The following is a 19,477-nucleotide window of genomic DNA, read 5'->3' as shown; positions in this document are numbered from 1 at the left end:
GGTGATTAATTTGAAATCAGTCAATGATATTTTCAGAAAGGAAACGAGTATATTTGTCTTGCTAGGAGTTTTTGCCATAGTTACCGTATTTCTTGGAATAGTCCTAGGGGGAAAGTTTTTTTCCATAAATAATTTTCAATCTATGGCATTTCAAATCAGTGAATTTGGATTTTTAGCTATAGCTATGTCATTAGCAATGTTAACTGGAGGAATTGATTTATCTATAGTAGCTAATGCAGGACTTTCTGGAATTATAGCAGCCTTTGTATTATCGGGGAAATTTTTTAACATAGAAACTGTTGGTAGTGGTGTTACAATATTAATTGCAGTATTTGCAGCATTATTGTGTTCTACATTATGTGGATTATTTAATGGATTGTTGATATCAAAACTATCTATTCCTCCAATATTAGCTACTTTGGGAACTATGATATTTTATACTGGAATAGGTATGGCTTTAACTAATGGTGAGAGTGTTAGGGTAGGAGTAAAAAGCTTTTCTAAATTTAGTTCAAGAACAATTTTTAATATCCCATATATTTTTATTTTACTCCTTCTTACCTTTATTTTAGTTTCTTTTATATTGTCCAAAACAAAATTTGGAACTCAAATATATATGGTGGGGCAAAATTCTGTAGCATTAAGATTTTCAGGTATTGACTCTGAAAAGGTACTGATAAAAACCTATTCTATGATTGGATTTTTAGTAGGGATATCTTCTTTAATTATTATTTCTAGAGTCAATTCTGCTAGAATGGGATTTGGAGATACCTATCAGTTGCAAACAATTTTAGTAGCTGTATTAGGTGGAATTGATCCAGATGGAGGTAAAGGGAAATTATTTGGTGTTGCATTGGGAATGACAGTTTTACAATTTCTCCAAAGTGCATTTACAATATTTCAATTTACTCCATACGCTAAAAAACTTATTTGGGGAGCATTATTATTATTTGTAATGATTTTAAACTTTTTGATTGATAATGGAAAATTATTTAAAATATCAAAGAAAGTAAAAAACAATTAAATGGGAGTGATATGGATATGGATTTTAAGCCAGTATATAAAACTATATTAGGAGAACTTGATAAAGTATTTGAAAGAATCAATTACAAAGATGTAGAAGCTCTAATGGATATGATAAATAATTCCAATAGAATATTTTTAATGGGAGTAGGTAGAGAAGGACTTGCAACTCGTAGTTTTGCCATGAGATTGATGCATTATGGGAAACAAGTATATTGGTGCTGGGATGATACAACTCCAGCTGTTACGTCAGATGATCTTTTTATCTTTACATCTGGTTCTGGTGAAATAGGTCATATTCACTATGTGGTAAATGAAGTTAAGAAAGTAGGGGCAAAAATAGCTCTTGTGACAGGAGTACCTGATAGAAAAACAGCAGAATTAGCGGATTTTGTTTTATGGGTACCTGCAAGTGTTTATAAGGGGAAGGATAATGTAGTGCCTTCTATTCAGCCTATGGGCAATTTATTTGAGCAATCATTATTTATACTTTTTGACATGATTATTATGGCTCTTGTAGATAGCAGTGAAAATACATTTGAAAAAATGTCTCAAAATCATAGAAATTTTGAATAATTATTTTAAATAGACATATTGAGAGAAGGGATATATATGTATTTTATTGGAATTGATATTGGAACTACATCAGTAAAGATACTTGCCATAGATGAATTAGGTGAAATTATAAAAACCGTTACTAGAGAATATCCTATTTACTTCCCTCAACCAATGTGGTCTGAACAAAATCCAGAAGATTGGTGGAATCAGACATTAAATGGATTAGATGAATTATTTAATGTACTTGACAAGGAAGAAGTGAAGTCTATAGCATTAAGCGGTCAAATGCATGGATTAGTTATTCTTGATGATGAAGATAGAGTTATTAGACCAGCCATACTTTGGAATGACCAAAGGACTGAAAAACAATGTTATTATTTGAATAATGAGATTGGCAAAGAGAAGATTTCTAATTGGACTGGCAATATTGCATTAACAGGTTTTACTGCACCTAAGATATTATGGTTAAAGGAGAATGAAATAGATAATTTTAATAAAATCAAAAAGATTATGTTGCCAAAGGATTATTTGGCGTATAAGTTAAGTGGGGAATTTGCAACTGATATGTCCGATGCTTCAGGAACTTTATATTTAGATGTAAGAAATAGAAAATGGTCAGAGGATATGTTAGATGTTCTAGGGATATCTATAGAGCAGCTACCTAAACTTTATGAATCTTTTCAGGTTATTGGAAATATAAGGGAGGAAATTGCCCAAAGATTATGTGTATCAAATGATGTAAAGGTTGTAATTGGTGGTGGTGATCAGGCAGTTGCAGCAGTTGGTGGAGGTATAGTTGGAGAAAATTCATGTTCAGTATCTTTAGGGACATCTGGTGTTATTTTTGCTAATTCGAAGAATTTTATAGCAGATGATAATAATAGACTTCATTCTTTTTGCAATGCAAATGGAAGATACCATATTATGGGTGTAACATTAGCAGCGGCAGCTTCTCTAAAATGGTGGGTTGAAAATATAAATAAATCAAGTTTCAATGAGTTATTAGATGAAGCTAAGGGAGCAGATATTCATAATAATATTTTTTTCTTGCCCTATTTAATAGGAGAAAGGACTCCTCACAATGATCCTAATGCTAGGGGAGTCTTTATGGGTATGGATATAACAACTGAAAGAAAGGATATGACAAGAGCTATATTAGAGGGAGTAGCCTTTTCTCTTCGTGATACTTTTGAAATTATGAAGGATATGGGAATGGATATTTCTGAAATAACTCTTAATGGTGGAGGTGCAAGATCTGATTTATGGTGTCAAATTATGGCAGATGTTTTAAATGTAAAAGTAAATAAGGTAAACTCTGCTGATGGTCCTGCATATGGTGCTGCAATTTTATCAGCTGTAGGATATGGACTATTTGATTCTGTAGATAAGGCTTGTAATACCTTTATAAAAACAACTAATACCATTGAACCAAATAAGGCTCAAGTTTTAGTGTATAATGAAAAATATAATAAATTTAAAAAATTATATCCTGGTGTAAAGAGCTTATTTTGATGATTTTGTGATGTGGTACGATGGACCTATCTACCTAGTAGATTTTGACAAAAAAGTATTACTATATTACAATAGAACTAAAGAAAACTAGGAGGGGATAAGATGAAGAAGAAAATAGGAAGAAAGCAGGTACTATTTATTGTAACCATGGTGATAATGAGTTCACTTTTAGTACCTACGGTATTTGCAGCAGATACCTATGCTACATTAAAGGGAGTTTTTGCAGATATCAAGATTTTTAGCAACGGACAGCAAGTGTACTTAGATACTAAACCTCTAATTATTAATAGCACAACATATGTTCCTGTAAGAGCTTTAGGTAATGTACTTAATAAGGAAATCGGTTGGAATCAACAAGATCGTAGAATAGATATCAACGATAGATTTGATGAGGGTTATAATTATGCTTTAGTACAGTTAAATGAGAAACAAAATCAAATTTATAAACTGGAAGAAAGAATAAAGGAATTAGAGAATGATAAGTCAAGTAGCAAGAAAGGTAAGATTTCCAATTTATCTGATATGGAAAAATATTTAAATAAGGAATATGATAAGTATCAAAAAATTGGATTTGATATTAAATTATCAGGAAGCACAAAGGATATCAAGGTAAAGATTTATGTAAATAAGAAGGATGATTCTAAATGGAGTTCATTATCACAATCAAAGATTAAATCCTATATTCAAGATATAGTTGATGATATTCAAGATGAATTTAAAAATGCTGATATATCAGGATATATTGAAAATGAATATACAGATAGGCAAGAAGTAGATTTTGAAGTTAATTCAAAGGGAAAATTAACAATAGATTATGATTATAGGTCTAGTGGTAAGAAAAAGATAAAAGATTTATCTGATATGGAAGATCATTTAAATGATTATTATAAAAAATATGATGGTATTCGTTTTGATTTTACTTTAAAAGGAACAGAAAAGAGTGTTAGGGTATATATTGATGTTAAAAGCTCAGATTGGAGAAATTATGACTATCAAGAAAAATTCTTAGAAAGAGTATATGAAGATATTACTGATGAATTTACTAAAGCAGAAGTATATGGATATATTAACGATGATGATTATTACTTCACCTTTGATTCAAAGGGGAAGGTAACAATAAAATAGTGTGAAATATAGGGTGTTGTTCTTAGAGAACAACACCCTATATCTTTAGCAAATCTTATTTAAGAGTTGATATGGTTTTTGATAACTCAATGATACTTTCTGATAGCTGATTTAATTTTCCTTCTATTCTAACCAATAGGTATATAGATAAAACTATTGGGAAGCCAAGATTAGCTATACCAGAATATATTTCTTCCATTTAATCTGCCCCCTTTGATTAGATGTTTACTTTGTTCACTTTTGTACTTATTATTCTTGCGTCATTAGCCTTTACTAGATCCAGCATTTTGGAATTAAATATATTACAATTTATTATAGTAGCCATAGCTTGGGATACTTCCTCAGGAGTTATATCTGACCTTGGTTCGTCTATGCTAATTACAAACTTTTTATTAGCTTCATCAAGAAATTCCATTTCTAATTTAGTCTTTTCCATTAAATCACCACCTTCCATAATGTTTTATAGTTTTTTTACCTCACTAACATTGTGCAATAATAATTTTTTAGGGAGATATACTTTGTCCTTAATTATTGATTAATTAAGGTAGTAGTTTCTACTTTTTGCACTTTTAATAGAGACTTTTGCTGTAGATTAGCTATAGTTTTAGCTGCAGTGTGTAAATTCCCATCATCAGCTGTAGTTTTTATTTGTGAAAAGGTTTTTGATAGGATTTTTTGTTTTCCATTTACCATACCACCATCAAGCTCAAGTTTTAGTGCTAACTTTTCCTTTACATTTTCCATTGCCATATTATCACCTCCTTTCTACATTTATTAAATAGAAATAGAAAAGATAATTTACTATGGGTATTTTAAAGGTTTATGGGTATTAAATAATTATACTAAAGAAGTGAGGTGCATATAGTGAATAAACAAAAATATAATTTTGATGAAATAATTGATAGAAAACTTAGTAATTCTATAAAGTGGTGGGAAAGCAAGGATATACTCCCCATGTGGATAGCAGATATGGATTTTAAAGTGGCAGATGAAATACTAGATGCCATGAAAAAGACTATTGACCATGGTATTATAGGCTATGATGATAAGCCAGATTCTTTTTATGAATCTATAATTAATTGGGTGAAGGATAGATATAATTGGGAAATTAAAAAGGAATGGTTAGTATTTACACCTGGTGTGGTGCCAGGACTAGGTATTTCTATAAAGAGTTTTTCTAAGGAAGGAGATAAGGTAATAATACAACCTCCAGTATATCCACCTTTTTATAGGGTTATAGAGAATAACAATAGAAGAGTAGTAGAAAATTCTCTAATATATAAAGACAATAAATATATAATGAATATTGATGATTTAGAAAAAAACATAGATAAAGATGTAAAAATGGCTATGATTTGTAGTCCTCATAATCCAGTAGGCAGGGTATGGAAAAAAGAAGAATTAGAGGTCTTTGGAAATTTATGTTTGAAAAATAATATTATAATGATATCTGATGAAATACATTGTGATTTGACTTTTAGCGACTATAAACATATTCCCCTAGCATCAATATCTGATGAATTTGCTAACAATACAATAACCTTTATGGCACCAAGTAAAACTTTTAATATAGCAGGATTATTTGCTTCTGTAGCTATTATACCTAATGAGAAACTTAGAAAGCTTTATAATGATACTATTGAAAACATGGAAATAACTCATACTAATGGATTTTCCATAATAGGATTTGAAGCAGCATATAAATACGGAAAAAATTGGCTAAGTCAAGCAATTAGATATATAGAAGATAATGCTGATTTCGCAGTTGATTATATAAATAAAAATATTCCTGAAATAAAAACATATAAACCTGAAGGAACATTTTTAATGTGGTTAGACTTTAAACCTTTAGGAAAAACTTCAGAAGAAATAAATGAGCTATTAATAAACAAAGGTAAAGTTCAACTAAATAATGGAGCAACTTTTGGGACTGCAGGAGAAGGCTTTTTCAGACTTAATATTGGTTGCCCACGAGAAGTTTTAAAAGAAGGTTTAGATAGAATAAAAAAAGCTATCCAGTAAAATTTCAATCATTTTCGGTGCCAGGCACCAAAAATGGAAGTTATTTTATTATTAAGATTATCTATACATTTTCAATAACCTATAGATAATCTTAATTGGACTTCAATATGTGTGAATGGTAGACTAAATTTGATAAAATTCATACAGGGAGGAATACATAGTGAAAAGATTAATAGCATTGATTTTAATATTTACAATGATGTTTACATTTACAGCTTGTGGAAAAAAACCGACAGTAGAAGAACCTACAACTCCAGAAACTGGTCAAGATACTGGAAAAGATAAGGAAGAGGTTAATGAAAAGCCTTTTGAAGGAACTACTTTAGAGGTTTTATTTGCTTATGGTGGTGCAGATAATTCATTTCCTGCCTTTACTGAAAAAACTGGCATAAAGATTGAAGCCTTAAGTATGTCAACTGGTTCAGCTCTTGCTAAGTTACAGGCTGAAAATGGAAAAACTACTGCTGATATCTGGTTTGGCGGTGGAGTAGATAGTTATTTAAATGCTAGAGATTTAGGCTATTTAGAACCATATAAATCACCAAATTTATCTGCTATAAATCCTCAATATTGTGATAAAGATGGACATTTCTCTGGACTTGCTTTAGTTCCAGCAGGATTTATAGTGAATAATGATCTTCTGAAAGAAAAAGGATTAGAAGCTCCAAAGACTTGGGAAGATTTAGCTGACCCAAAATATAAGGGTGAAGTAATGATGGCTAACCCTGCAATATCAGGAACTAACTATGCCATAGTTAGTGGACTTATTCAAGCTTGGGGAGAAGAAAAGGCTTGGGACTATTTCAAAAGATTAGATAAAAATATTGAGTTCTATGCCAAGGGCGGCGGAGAACCACTTGATAAAGTAGCAGCTGGTGAATTTGCCATAGGAGTAGTTGCTATTACTGGAGGCACTTTTGCTGCTGGAGATACTAATCCAACCAGTGTAGTTTATCCAGAAGATTTAATTCCATGGACTCCTGCACCAATAGCTATATTTAAGGCAACGGAAAAGTTAGAAGCTGCAAAGGTATTTGTAGATTGGTATTTATCACAAGAGGGACAAACTATACTTAGAGAAGCAGATGCTAGAATTATGGCTAGAGATGATGTAGATGCTCCAGAGTTAATGAGTGGTTTAGATAAGAGTAAACTTATAGATTTTGATTTAGAATTAATGGGTAAAGACAGAGATGCTATCCTTGAGAGATGGGGAGCTTTAGTTGGTGATAAATAGTAAAGAAAAAAGGGGAAGAGCCTATTTTGAGGCTCTTTCCTTTGACTATATAATAGATAAATTAATTTTATTTATAATAATTATAAGTTTACTTACTTTCATTTTATATCCCATTATAATGGTTATATCTACATCTATATATGAAGATGGAGTCTTTTCTCTTGACAATTATAAGACTTTGTTAAGTCCTCAAAATATTAAACTAATAAAAAATAGCTTATTTGTCTCAACTTTATCTTCAATATTTGGGACTTTTTTTGCATTATGTATATCATTATTTACATTTTTACAAAAGGGGAGGCTAAAAAGGCTTATTCATCGTTCTTTGATGATTACTATGATATCTCCACCTTTTGTTTCGGCTTTAGCACTTATTATGCTTTTTGGACGTAGAGGACTTATTACTTATAATTTATTGGGACTTAGTGTTAATCCTTATGGATGGCAAGGGATTGTTTTGCTTCAAACTATTGGACATATATCCCTTGCATCAATGATGCTTATTACAACATTGAATTCTATAGACTCTAGACAAATACTAGCATCTAGAGATTTAGGGGCTACACCTATGGAAACTCTTTTTAATGTAATATTGCCTGCTACTTTTCCTGGAATTATGTCTGTATTATTTTTGCAATTTACTATGAATTTAGCTGACTTTGGTACTCCTATAATCATAGGAGGAAGATATAAGGTATTGGCAACAGAAGCATATATGACTATATTTTCAACTGCAAACTTAGGTAAAGGTGCAGCTATATCTGTCCTTCTTATACCACCTGCTATAATTGCATTTCATTTTTATCGTAAAAATATGTCTAAGATAGATAATTTAACAGATGGAGCTAAATCTATTGGGGCAGATAATTATGAATTTAATTTACCTATAGCTTTTAAATTTGTACTTGCTTTAGCAACAGGGATATTTTTCTTTTTGATGATTTTAAAATATGGTAATATATTTTTATCTGCTATATCTACTAATTCATCGGGGAAATTAATATTTACCTTGAGTCATTTTAATAAAGTTAAATCGGCACATTTACCAGCTTTATATAGAAGTATTGTACTTTCTGTAACCTCTGGGATAATATCTTCTATAATAGGTATTTTACTGTCCTATTATACTCATAGAAGAAATATTCCTTTAATGAAGAATATGGAGTTTATTTCATCTTTACCATATATAATTCCAGGTATATTTTTTGGACTTGGTTATGTTGTAGCCTTTAATGATAAACCTTTATTATTGACAGGGACTTCAGCAATAGTAATATTAAACTGTACCTTTAGGCATATTTCTGTATCAAATAAGGCAGCAAATGCTACTTTTACAACAATGGATAAAAAAATTGAAGATGCGGCTAGGGATTTAGGTGCATCTAGATTTAGAATATTTGTAGATATTATATTTCCCCTATTAAAATCTACATTTCTTATTAGTTTTATCAATACATTTACGGCTTGCATGACTACAGTAGGAGCAATTATTTTCTTGGTTTCTCCAAGGAATGTTGTAGCTAGTATTGAGATGTTCAAGGATATCTCAAATGGTCAATATGGTTTAGGAGCAGTAATGGCAAGTTTTCTAATTATTATAACTGTTTCTGTTAATTTAATTGCCATGAAGTTATTGGCTAAGGAGAGGGAGTAAGTATGTTTTTACAATTGAAAAATTTAACTAAGCTTTTTGATAAAAATAATGGAGTGAGGAATTTTAATTTGAATGTGGAAGAAGGAGAATTTGTAACTATATTGGGACCTTCTGGTTGTGGTAAAACTACTACTTTAAATTTATTAGGAGGTTTTTTAAAACCTGACAGTGGACAGATTTTATTAGATGGAGTAGATATTACAAAACTTCCACCAGAAAAAAGACCAATCTCTACTGTATTTCAAAGTTATGCTCTTTTTCCTCATATGAATGTAATAGAAAATGTAGCATATGGAATTAGATTCTATAGAAAACAAAAAAGGAAGAAGGCTATGGAAATAGCTAAGGAATATATTGATATAGTAGGGCTTACAGGATATGAAAATAGCAGAGTAGGTAATTTAAGCGGAGGGCAACAGCAAAGGGTAGCTCTTGCTAGGTCAATGGCAACTAATCCGAAGATATTGTTATTAGACGAGCCCCTTAGCAATTTAGATGCAAGTCTTAGGGTAAGAATGCGTGGAGAATTAAAGGAACTTCAAAAGAGATTAAATATTACCATGGTTTTTGTAACCCATGACCAATCTGAAGCACTTTGTCTATCAGATAAAATTGTGGTAATGGACAAAGGAGATATAATACAGATAGGCACTCCAAGGGAAGTTTATTTTTATCCTGCCAGCCAATATATTGCATCATTTATTGGTAAATCTAATTTTTTAGATGATAATGACAAAATCCATATGATTCGACCAGAGGATATTAAAATGATTAAAGATAATAAGGGAGAATATGTAATTAAGGATAAAATATTTATGGGTCAATATACAGAATATAAAATTGAGAATAATAAGCATATATTAGACGTTAACTTATCAGGAAAAGAAGGCAGTGATTTTGAAATTGGTGATTTAGTTAATATAGAAATTTGAATAACTTCAGTTTTTGGTGCCAGGCACCAAAAACTGAAGTTATTTTAATATGTAAATAATTAAAATTGAATTAAAGTGTTAAAGTGTAAGGGTAGAGATATGGGGTATATATATAAAAAGTTAAAGGAGGAAATAAAAATGAAATTAAAAGGAAGGCTGTTGATTTTTACTACAATGATTTGCATTATTTCAATTTTACTTATTTCAGTTATTAATTATTCTATATCAACAAAAAAACTTGAGAAAGAAATGAATAATAAAACAATTTTAGAAGCAAACAAAATAGCCCAGGAGGTGGATAAATGGTTAGAATTACAAAAGAATACCCTAGGATCTGTGCTGGATATAATTTTATATAATAATAATCATGATGAAAACTATATAAAAGGGATTATGACAAAAATAACAAAGGATAATCCAGGTAATACTTATTATCTTACTTATAGCAATAAAGAAACTCATTTTCCAGAAGGTGTAAGTGTATCGCCAGACTTTGATGGAACTACAAGACTTTGGTATATAGGGGCAATGGGTACTGAAGACTTTTTTATAACTGAACCTTATATAGATGCCATAACTGGTGATATGGTAATTACTATTTCTAAAAAATTTCAAACCAATTCTAGTGTTAAAGGAGTTATGGCAACAGATATATCTGTTGAATATTTAGTAGATTTAATTGATGCAGCTAATTATGGAGATGGTTCTTATGCATTTTTAGTAGATGATGAAGGAAATGTGCTTACTCATTTAAACGATGAATTTAAGCCTAATAAGGATGGCAGTTTTAAAAAAATAGATGAGTTATTAGAAGGTAAAATAAGTAGTCTTATAGATAAAACAGAAGTAAATATTAAAGATAGAATTATAAAGGATTTTGATGGTGTAGATAGACTTTTTTATTATGGAAATGCAAAGGAGTCTAACTGGTTAGTAGGAATTGCCGTAACGAAAGAGAGTGTAATGGGTGCTATTAATAGGGTTATTTATCTTACCATATTAGCAGCAATAATTGTAATTTCTATATCTGCTGCATTAGCTTTATACATGGCAAATATTATAACCAACCCCATAAAAGAATCTGTTAAAATTGCTGAAGACATATCTAATTTAAATTTATCTATATCAATTGAGGAAAAAAACATTAATAGGAAAGATGAGTTAGGAGAAATGTATGGATCCTTTGATGATACCATTAAGAAGTTGAGGGTATTTATGGAGGAAATGGATAAGGCTATTAGAATAAACCATCAGGTAAATAAAGATACAGTAGATAAAATTCATTATTTACTAGGACAAGCAGAAGATACTTCAGCTACAACAGAAGAATTGTCAGCAGGAATGGAAGAAACATCTGCTACTACTATATCTATAAATGAGTCAGCTAGTGAAATAGAGAGTGCATTAACTGATTTTGCAGAGAAAGTAGAAGATGGTGCAAATACATCTAATGAAATAAGTATAAAAGCAGATAAACTTAGTAGTCAATTTATTCAAGCTAAAGATAAATCTATGGAGATGTACTCTAATGCAAGAGAAGAAATAGAAAAGGCTATAACTGCTTCAAAAGAAGTAGGAAAAATAAATGTTCTATCCAGTGCAATACTAGCAATATCAGAACAAACATCACTCTTATCCTTAAATGCAGCTATAGAGGCAGCAAGGGCGGGAGAGTCGGGAAAAGGCTTTGCTGTAGTTGCAGAAGAAATAAGGAAGTTAGCAGATAACTCTAATTCAACAGTAGGTGAAATACAAATTGTAACAGAGAATATTATAAAAGCAGTTGAGCAGTTAACAGAAAGAATATCTATTGTAATGAGTTTCTTAGAGAAGGATGTAGTTAATGATTATGAAATGATGGTAGATGCAGTAGTTCAATATAAGGAAGATGGTTCTTATTTGAATAATATAATTTCAGACCTTAGTGCAACGGCAGAAGAACTTGCAGCAACTGTAAATCAAATATCAATATCTATTAATGAAGTATCAACTACTGTAGAAGAATCAACTATAGCTACTACTAATATTGCTGAAAAGAATATGAATATAGTAGAAGCTATAAATGATATAAGTAAAATAATTGAAAAAAATAAAGACATATCCAATAGGCTGGAGGAAATTGTTTCTCAGGTTAGATTTTAAGATAAATTTATAAGTAAAATGAAGAGAGTTAGGTAATTAAATAATTATTATAATATATTTTATGTCAAATTTCTTAATTAATTTAGAAATAAAAATAAGCTAGATTTTAGTAATCTAGCTTATTTTTATTTTGTCATATATGAAAAATAATATGTCACCACTCGATATAATTTTATTTATAAATACAATAAAGACAAAATTATTTGATTATTCTAATAACAGTGTAGAAAAGAAAGTTTTTGTAATAAATAAAAAAATTTTTCATATATGACAGATATGTTTATACAATAACAATTATTTTAATTATTTTATAATTTTTTTATCCAATAAATTATAGGATAATTGAGTCAAATTACAATAAACTTTTTATTTCGATATATATAGGGAGAAAAATATTAAATATTAACAATTATTTATACTTAAAAAGTATGTCGGAATTTACTTCTAGACTTTGTTTAAAGACTTAATTATGATATATGTAAAATAGATTATAGATGTTTGAAAAATAAAAAACTTAAATAATATCTTAGAAGTTTTAGTGAAAGTATATATAATATTGTATTCATTGTTAAGCTTTCTTAATACATATTTAAAAGAAGGAGGTGTAATTAGGTTTTTTATAAAACAAATTAAAGGAGGAATATTTATGTCAAAGAACAAACAGGAAAAAAGAGTATTGTCCCTACTACTAACTCTTGTTATGGTATTGGGGTGTTTTGCATCATTTGCTTATGCAGAAGACGACCAACTTAGCTTACCAGAAGAAAACTTAAATGTATTCTCCATAGAAAAAATTACAGATGAGGTAAAGGAAGATATTGACAGTGAAGATTTATTGGAAGTATTAGTGTATATGAAAGATCAAATTGATGTAGAAAAGGTGTCTTATAAAGCAAAGTCTAGATTAACATCTGCTGTAAATCCACATCAAAGTAAGCTCAAAGTTAGAAACGCTGTTATAGATGCACTTCAGGATAATGCTGAAATGACTCAAGCTGATATCCAAACCTACTTGGAGCAAGAAATGGAAAAGGGAAATGTAATAGAGTTTACACCATATCATATAGTTAACATTATATATGTAAAGGCGAAAAAGGAAGTAATAGGAAAACTTTCTTATATGCCAGAAGTAGAAAAGATATATAAAAATAGGACTTATACATTAGATGTACCAGAAACCAATAGTGAAGCAGAACTATCTGCTACTGGAGTAGAGTGGAATATAGAAACAGTAAAAGCAGATAAAGTATGGGACTTAGGATATGATGGTACTGGAATAGTAGTGGCTACTATAGACTCTGGAGTTAAGTGGGATCATCCAGCTCTTAAAAATAAGTGGAGAGGATATGACCCAGCTACAGGGAGAACTAATTCAAATGGTAATTGGTTTGATCCAGTATATAATTCTTCATTGCCAGCAGATTCTGACTCCCATGGAACTCATGTAATGGGAACAATGGTAGGACAGGAATCAAACGGATCAAACAAAATAGGAGTTGCACCAGGTGCAAAATGGATAGCAGCCAGAGTATTTAATAAATATGGTTCAACAACAGATAAAATACTTTTGGATGCTGCACAATGGATGTTAGCTCCAGGTGGAGATCCAAAGAAAGCTCCAGATATAATTAATAACTCATGGGGTGGAGGAGCAGGAATAGATGATTGGTATAGAAGAGCTGTTATAAACTGGAGAGCAGCAGGAATATTTCCAGTATTTGCAGCAGGTAATCAAAGAAAGGGAGAACCTGCACCATGGCCAGGCTCAATTTCATGCCCATCTAATTATCCAGAATCATTTGCAGTAGCAGCAACAGATAGAAATAATGTACGAGCATACTTTTCAAAACTAGGACCATCACCATATGATGAAACCTTAATTAAACCAAATATATCTGCACCAGGAGTAAACATAAGGTCATCAATACCTAGTGGGTATGGAAATTCATCAGGTACTTCAATGGCAGCACCAGCAATTTCAGGAGTGGCAGCATTGCTTTTATCAGCTAATAATTCCTTGTCAGTGGAGGAATTAGAAAGAATTATAACCAGTACAGCAATGCCACTAACAGATACAACATATCCAAGATCACCAAACTTTGGTTATGGTTATGGCATGGTTGATGCTTTTAAAGCAGTTTCATCAGTAGTAAGATAAAACTCTATTTATTAATAATAAGATAATAACCCCCTTCATACCTTGAAGCTGGGGTTATTATTTTATAAACATTCTTAGAAAAAACTTATTAAGTAGGAGATATTTAATTTAGTTTTGATTTCTATAAAGAAAAATAATAGTTAAAATCTTATCATTTATAACTCTAATTTTACTTAGTAAGTCTTATGGAGTATAATCAATTCGAAAAGTAAAAGGGAGGTTATAATATGATAAAATTAAAGAAAAGTATTAGTTTAATACTTCTAGTATTATTATTGTTAACTTTATTAGTTGGTTGTGGAAAGAAAGATGAAGTTGTAGATACTCAGAATGAAGTTAATGGTAATGATGTAACTAATGAAATTCCTGAAATTCAGTTTTCTTGGGGATTAGATTTACATACTGCTTTACCTTTTATACCTTTAAATAGGGTGGAAGAATTTAAAGAAAGAGGAATTTATTTAAATGCTTTATCTGATGATAAATACGAATTAATTGAAGATGGAAAGCCATTAGCTGTACTAAGCTTTGTATCTACAAAGGGTGGTTCTGAAGTAGCAACGATGATGGGACAAGGTCATTTAGATGCGGCACTTTCATCAAATACTGCCATACTTACGGCTATTGATAGTGGAACTGATATAAAAATACTATGTCCTATTCAGACAGGTGGAATATCCTTTGTTTTCTCACCAGATATCCATGCTAAGGGTTGGGAGGAAGTAAAAGAATATATATCAAATTCTGAAGCACCAGTGATGATTGGTTACCATTCACCTGTTAGTGGCCCTAGAATACTAATTGAAACTATACTTAAAAAAGAAGGGTTTAAAATCACTGAGGATCCAAATCAAATTGATGCAGATGTTCTCATGGTCGATCTTAAGGGACAAAATAATTTAATTCCATCTTTATCAAGTGGACAAGTTGATGCATGGGTAGGACCTACAGCATATCCAGAAATTGCTGAATCTAAGGGGATGGGAAATATAGCTATGAATTTAAAAGATTTTCCTCCTACAGATACTTGGACTAATTTTCCATGTTGTGTATACTCCGTTAGAGAAGAAGTTTTAAATAAGTATCCAGAGGTTTTTCGTGCATTTGCAAGATTGTTAAATGAAACTTGTAATTATGCTATGGAAAATAAAGAGGATGCTGCAAAGATATTTTCTGATGTTGTAGGTGTAGAAAAAGAAACAGCTGAAAAGTCAACAATTACTTATACTACTAATCCAGATGAAAACTGGTTAAAAGGAATAAATGTATATGTAGATGGACTAAATGAAATGGGAAAATTTTCAGGACGTTTTAAGGATAAATCTTTTGATGAAGTTGTAGAAAAGGCATTTGATTTTTCATATATTAAAAATGTTAGAGGAGAGTAAAATGTTATCTTACAAAAGAAGATTTTCAGGAGTGAATATCTATGCGTAATTCCCTAAGGAGGACTTTGATAAGCTTTATAGTTCCAGTTATACTCATCTGTATATGGACTATTTTTGCAAATAAAATAGACAATCCCATAATTTTACCTAAATTAAGTCAAGTATTAAGTAATTTTATACATGCTACAGATGATTTTATAGGTCTTGGCTCTCTTCCAAAAAATATTTCAGTCAGTATTATAAGGGTAATGTTAGGCTATTTAGTAGGTATAATAGTAGCATTGCCATTGGGGATATTTATGGGATATAAAGAAAAGATAAATTTGCTTTTCAGTAAAACCATCAATATCATAAGACCAGTACCAGCTTTAGGTTGGGTTCCTCTAATATTAGCTTGGTTTGGCACAAAGAGCTTAGCAACCTTATTTAAAATACCCTATGGAACAAGACAAGTGTTTTTTAATAATTTTAAATTCTCAATGATATTTATAATTGCCATAGGCACATTTTTTCCTGTAGTATCTAGCTCTGCTTTTGGAGTGAGAAATGTACCAAAAACTTTAATAGAATCGGCTAAGGTATTAGGTGCCAGTAAAAGAGATATATTTTTCAAGATTCTTATACCAGGAGCAGGACCTAATATTATATATGGATTAAGAGGTGGATTGGGAAGTGCTTGGGCTTGTTTAGTTGCAGCGGAAATGTTGCCAGGGAGTTTATCTGGAGTAGGGTATTTAATAACTCACTCATATGAGTTAGCCAGAATAGATTTAGTTGTTACAGGTATTATATGTATTGGGTTAGTTGGTTCATTATTGGATTATATATTTATTGTTATAGAAAATAGGCATTTTTCATGGTTAAGTAGGAGATGAGGTATATGGGGAGAAATATCATTACTATCAATAATCTTTATAAGAGTTTTGTAACAAAAGAAAATTTAGAAGTAAAAGCCTTAGAAGATATTAATTTAAATGTAGAAGAAAATGATTTTATTTGTATTGTAGGAACATCAGGGTGTGGAAAGTCCACTCTCCTACGTATACTTGCTGGATTAGAAACTGTAACAAAGGGTAGTGTAAAGTATAATGATATGGAATTAATTGAACCAACTAAAGAAATAGGAATGGTATTTCAAAATTATTCATTGCTGCCTTGGCGAAAGGTACTGGATAATATTTCATTAGGATTGGAATTTAGTGGAGTAAATAAGAAGGAAAGAGAAAGAATTGCATTAGAATATTTAAAAATAATTAATATGGAGAACTTTGCTAATGCATATCCATATGAACTTTCGGGAGGAATGCAGCAAAGAGTGGCAATAGCCAGAGCCCTTGCTAATAATCCATCTGTATTATTAATGGATGAGCCCTTTGGTGCTTTAGATGCACATACTAGAATTATTTTACAAAAGGAACTATTAAGAATATGGGAACATAATAAAAAGACCATATTATTTGTAACTCATAGTGTTGATGAGGCTGTATATTTATCAGATAAAATAATAGTAATGTCCAGTTCCCCTGGTAAGATTAAAGACATAGTAGAAGTAGATATGGAAAGACCAAGAGATAGGGGAAATATTATGTATGCTAAACTAACAAGTCAAATATTAAAGATGTTAGAATTATAAATTAAAATAACTTTCCTTTTTTAATCGATTAAAAAAGGAAAGTTATTTTAATTTCACGGAAAACTTTAATAAAAAAGAAGGATTTATAAAAAATATGTAGAATAAGTTATATATATAGTGTAATGGGTATGATTACACTGATTAATAATAATTTAAAATAGGGGGGTTATGTATGAGTTTCAGAAACAAAAGAGTTGTCAGTTTATTCTTAGCATTTGTCCTATTAGTGGGCATAATGATAGGAGCATTACCAGTATTCGCTGAAGAAGCAAAAATATTAACTATTGTACATGTAAATGATGTACATGGAAGGTTAAACCTTGATGAAAGAGAAGGTGGTATAGGTCTTGCAAGGTTAAAGACTAAGGTAGATGAATTAAAAGCAAAGAATCCTAATTTATTATTATTAAATGCAGGAGATACTTTGCATGGTGCTATTGATATTAATATAACCAAAGGTGAAACTATGATTAACCTAATGAATAAAATAGGTTTTGATGCTATGGTTCCTGGAAATCATGATTTTAACTATGGTTATAAAAGATTATTGGAATTGAAAGATAAAGCAGAATTTCCTATGATAGGTTCCAATATTGTGAAAGAAGCAAATGGTAAATCAGATTTTGAGCCATATAAGATTTTTGATGTAGATGGTATAAAGGTTGGTATATTTGGACTTGGAACTGAGGAAACTAAATATAAATCTCATCCAAGCAATACAGAGGGAATTAAGTTTGAAGACCCTGTTGAGGTTGCTAAAAAGATGGTAAAGGAATTAAAAGAAAAAGAAGTAAATGTAATAATTGCACTAGCTCATCTAGGAGTAGATGAATCAACAGATGCTAATACTTATGATGTGGCAAAGAATGTTGAGGGAATTGATTTAATAGTTGATGGACATAGTCATACTGAATTACCTAATGGAGAAGTAAAAGGAGATACTTTAATAGTTCAAGCTGGTTCTTATTTAAAGAATATTGGGATAGTAGAACTTGAAGTATCAGAAGGTAAGGTAAATAAGAAAACAGCTAAATTATTTGGATATGATGAAGGTAAGGATTTAGTACCGAATCCTATTATTGAAGAAGAGATAAAGAAAATTGAGGAAATAAACAAGTCCTTTAAGGAAGCAGTAGTAGGCAAATCAAAAGTAAACTTAGTTGGAGAAAGAGAAGTTGTTAGAAAAGGAGAATCCAACTTGGGGAACCTTTTAACTGATGCAATGATTAAAGCTACTGGTGCAGATGTGGCTTTGACAAATGGTGGAGGAATTAGAGCTTCTATTGTATCAGGAGATATAAAAGTAGGAGATATATTGACTTCTTTTCCATTTACAAATACCCTTGCAGTAATAGAAGTAACAGGTGAAGAAATAGTTAAGGCATTGGAACATGGGGTAGATATGTATCCAGAAGCAGCAGGACATTTTCCACATATTGGAGGAATCACTTTTAAATTTGATCCATCAAAACCAGTTGGAAGTAGAACATTAGATATAAATATAAAAGGTGAACCAGTAAAATCAGATAAAAAATATAAATTAGTTACAAATGATTTCGTGGCAAGTGGCGGCGATGGATATACTATGTTTAAAGGTAAACCATTTATTGCTGAAGGTGGCTTATTATCAGATATATTAATTGAATATTTTAAAGAAGTAGGAGAAGTTGAACCTAAGGTAGAAGGTAGAGTAGTTGTTGTAGAATCACCAAAAATAGAAATAAAACCAGTACCACAGCCAGAGATAAAACCTCAGCCAAAACCAGAAATAAAACTACAACCAGAGGTAAAACCGGGAGCAGCTATAACTATAGAAGTACAAAAATATGTAGTAAAACCAGGAGATGTTCTATGGAAAATAGCTAAACAATTTAATACTACTTGGGAGAAATTGGCAGAATATAATAAATTAAAAAACCCACATCTAATATTCCCTAATCAAGTAATATTAATTCCATAGTATAATATTTTTCAAAGAAAATAACTTCAGTTTCTGGTGCCTGGCACCAAAAACTGAAGTTATTTTAATTTTTATGGAAAAAAATAGAGGATTTTAGAAATATTTGTAGAATATATAGTATGAGGGAAGGAGG

Annotated in this window: 17 protein-coding genes; 14 read left to right on the top strand and 3 right to left on the bottom strand. The window is 30.6% G+C overall.

Annotation, left to right across the window (positions count from 1 at the left end):
- Positions 1-10 precede the first annotated feature (10 nt).
- From BUB33_RS09515 to BUB33_RS09500, 4 genes are all read left to right on the top strand, one after another.
- Positions 11-1,024 (top strand): ABC transporter permease, encoded by a 1,014-nt coding sequence (locus BUB33_RS09515; protein WP_072975874.1) that lies wholly within the window; start codon positions 11-13, stop codon positions 1,022-1,024.
- 17 nt (positions 1,025-1,041) lie between these two features.
- Positions 1,042-1,599 carry a 6-phospho-3-hexuloisomerase gene (gene hxlB / locus BUB33_RS09510; protein WP_072975873.1) on the top strand — a complete coding sequence of 186 codons (558 nt, stop codon included), beginning with the start codon at positions 1,042-1,044 and terminating at the stop codon, positions 1,597-1,599.
- Between the two features lie 36 nt (positions 1,600-1,635).
- Positions 1,636-3,093, top strand: coding sequence for a xylulokinase (gene xylB, locus BUB33_RS09505; protein WP_072975871.1), 1,458 nt, complete (start codon positions 1,636-1,638; stop codon positions 3,091-3,093).
- 102 nt (positions 3,094-3,195) lie between these two features.
- The gene (locus BUB33_RS09500) at positions 3,196-4,218 is read left to right on the top strand and encodes a stalk domain-containing protein (RefSeq protein ID WP_072975870.1); all 1,023 of its coding nucleotides are present in this window, start codon (positions 3,196-3,198) and stop codon (positions 4,216-4,218) included.
- Between the two features lie 55 nt (positions 4,219-4,273).
- Here BUB33_RS09500 and BUB33_RS09495 read toward each other — a convergent pair whose 3' ends face one another.
- The 3 genes from BUB33_RS09495 to BUB33_RS09485 all read right to left on the bottom strand — a co-directional run bounded on the left by BUB33_RS09495 (position 4,274) and on the right by BUB33_RS09485 (position 4,968).
- A complete protein-coding gene (locus BUB33_RS09495; protein ID WP_072975869.1) occupies positions 4,274-4,417 on the bottom strand; it encodes a YvrJ family protein in 144 nt (47 codons plus the stop codon).
- An 18-nt stretch (positions 4,418-4,435) separates the two neighbouring features.
- Positions 4,436-4,654, bottom strand: coding sequence for a DUF2922 domain-containing protein (locus BUB33_RS09490; protein ID WP_072975868.1), 219 nt, complete (start codon positions 4,652-4,654; stop codon positions 4,436-4,438).
- A gap of 92 nt (positions 4,655-4,746) precedes the next feature.
- Entirely contained in the window at positions 4,747-4,968 is a 222-nt protein-coding gene (locus BUB33_RS09485; protein ID WP_072975867.1) for a DUF1659 domain-containing protein, read from the bottom strand.
- 114 nt (positions 4,969-5,082) lie between these two features.
- Here BUB33_RS09485 and BUB33_RS09480 point away from each other — a divergent pair, with 114 nt between their 5' ends.
- The 10 genes from BUB33_RS09480 (at position 5,083) to BUB33_RS09435 (ending at position 19,344) form a co-directional block, all read left to right on the top strand.
- Positions 5,083-6,240: a MalY/PatB family protein gene (locus BUB33_RS09480; protein WP_072975866.1), complete on the top strand. Its 1,158-nt coding sequence runs from the start codon at positions 5,083-5,085 to the stop codon at positions 6,238-6,240.
- Positions 6,241-6,400: 160 nt separating this feature from the next.
- Complete coding sequence (locus BUB33_RS09475; RefSeq protein ID WP_200778177.1) at positions 6,401-7,477, top strand: ABC transporter substrate-binding protein; 1,077 nt, start codon at positions 6,401-6,403, stop codon at positions 7,475-7,477.
- On the top strand, positions 7,467-9,131 hold the full coding sequence (locus BUB33_RS09470; RefSeq protein ID WP_084725334.1) for an ABC transporter permease: 1,665 nt from the start codon (positions 7,467-7,469) through the stop codon (positions 9,129-9,131). The genes BUB33_RS09475 and BUB33_RS09470 overlap by 11 nt, the downstream gene beginning before the upstream one ends.
- Positions 9,132-9,133: 2 nt before the next feature.
- On the top strand, positions 9,134-10,063 hold the full coding sequence (locus BUB33_RS09465; RefSeq protein WP_072975865.1) for an ABC transporter ATP-binding protein: 930 nt from the start codon (positions 9,134-9,136) through the stop codon (positions 10,061-10,063).
- Positions 10,064-10,201: 138 nt separating this feature from the next.
- The gene (locus tag BUB33_RS09460; protein WP_072975863.1) at positions 10,202-12,205 is read left to right on the top strand and encodes a methyl-accepting chemotaxis protein; all 2,004 of its coding nucleotides are present in this window, start codon (positions 10,202-10,204) and stop codon (positions 12,203-12,205) included.
- A gap of 646 nt (positions 12,206-12,851) precedes the next feature.
- Positions 12,852-14,363, top strand: a complete 1,512-nt coding sequence (locus BUB33_RS09455) for a S8 family serine peptidase (protein ID WP_072975861.1) — start codon at positions 12,852-12,854, stop codon at positions 14,361-14,363.
- A 227-nt stretch (positions 14,364-14,590) separates the two neighbouring features.
- Positions 14,591-15,751 carry an ABC transporter substrate-binding protein gene (locus BUB33_RS09450; protein ID WP_072975860.1) on the top strand — a complete coding sequence of 387 codons (1,161 nt, stop codon included), beginning with the start codon at positions 14,591-14,593 and terminating at the stop codon, positions 15,749-15,751.
- A 41-nt stretch (positions 15,752-15,792) separates the two neighbouring features.
- Entirely contained in the window at positions 15,793-16,626 is an 834-nt protein-coding gene (locus BUB33_RS09445) for an ABC transporter permease (RefSeq protein ID WP_072975859.1), read from the top strand.
- A 5-nt stretch (positions 16,627-16,631) separates the two neighbouring features.
- Entirely contained in the window at positions 16,632-17,384 is a 753-nt protein-coding gene (locus tag BUB33_RS09440; RefSeq protein WP_115322114.1) for an ABC transporter ATP-binding protein, read from the top strand.
- Between the two features lie 172 nt (positions 17,385-17,556).
- Positions 17,557-19,344 carry a 5'-nucleotidase C-terminal domain-containing protein gene (locus tag BUB33_RS09435; protein ID WP_072975857.1) on the top strand — a complete coding sequence of 596 codons (1,788 nt, stop codon included), beginning with the start codon at positions 17,557-17,559 and terminating at the stop codon, positions 19,342-19,344.
- The last annotated feature ends 133 nt before the right edge of the window (positions 19,345-19,477 follow it).

Source organism: Tissierella praeacuta DSM 18095, from assembly GCF_900128955.1.
In the GTDB taxonomy this organism is placed as follows: domain Bacteria; phylum Bacillota; class Clostridia; order Tissierellales; family Tissierellaceae; genus Tissierella; species Tissierella praeacuta.
Note: the sequence above shows the minus strand (reverse complement) of the source record. Positions and strands in the feature narration are given on the sequence as shown.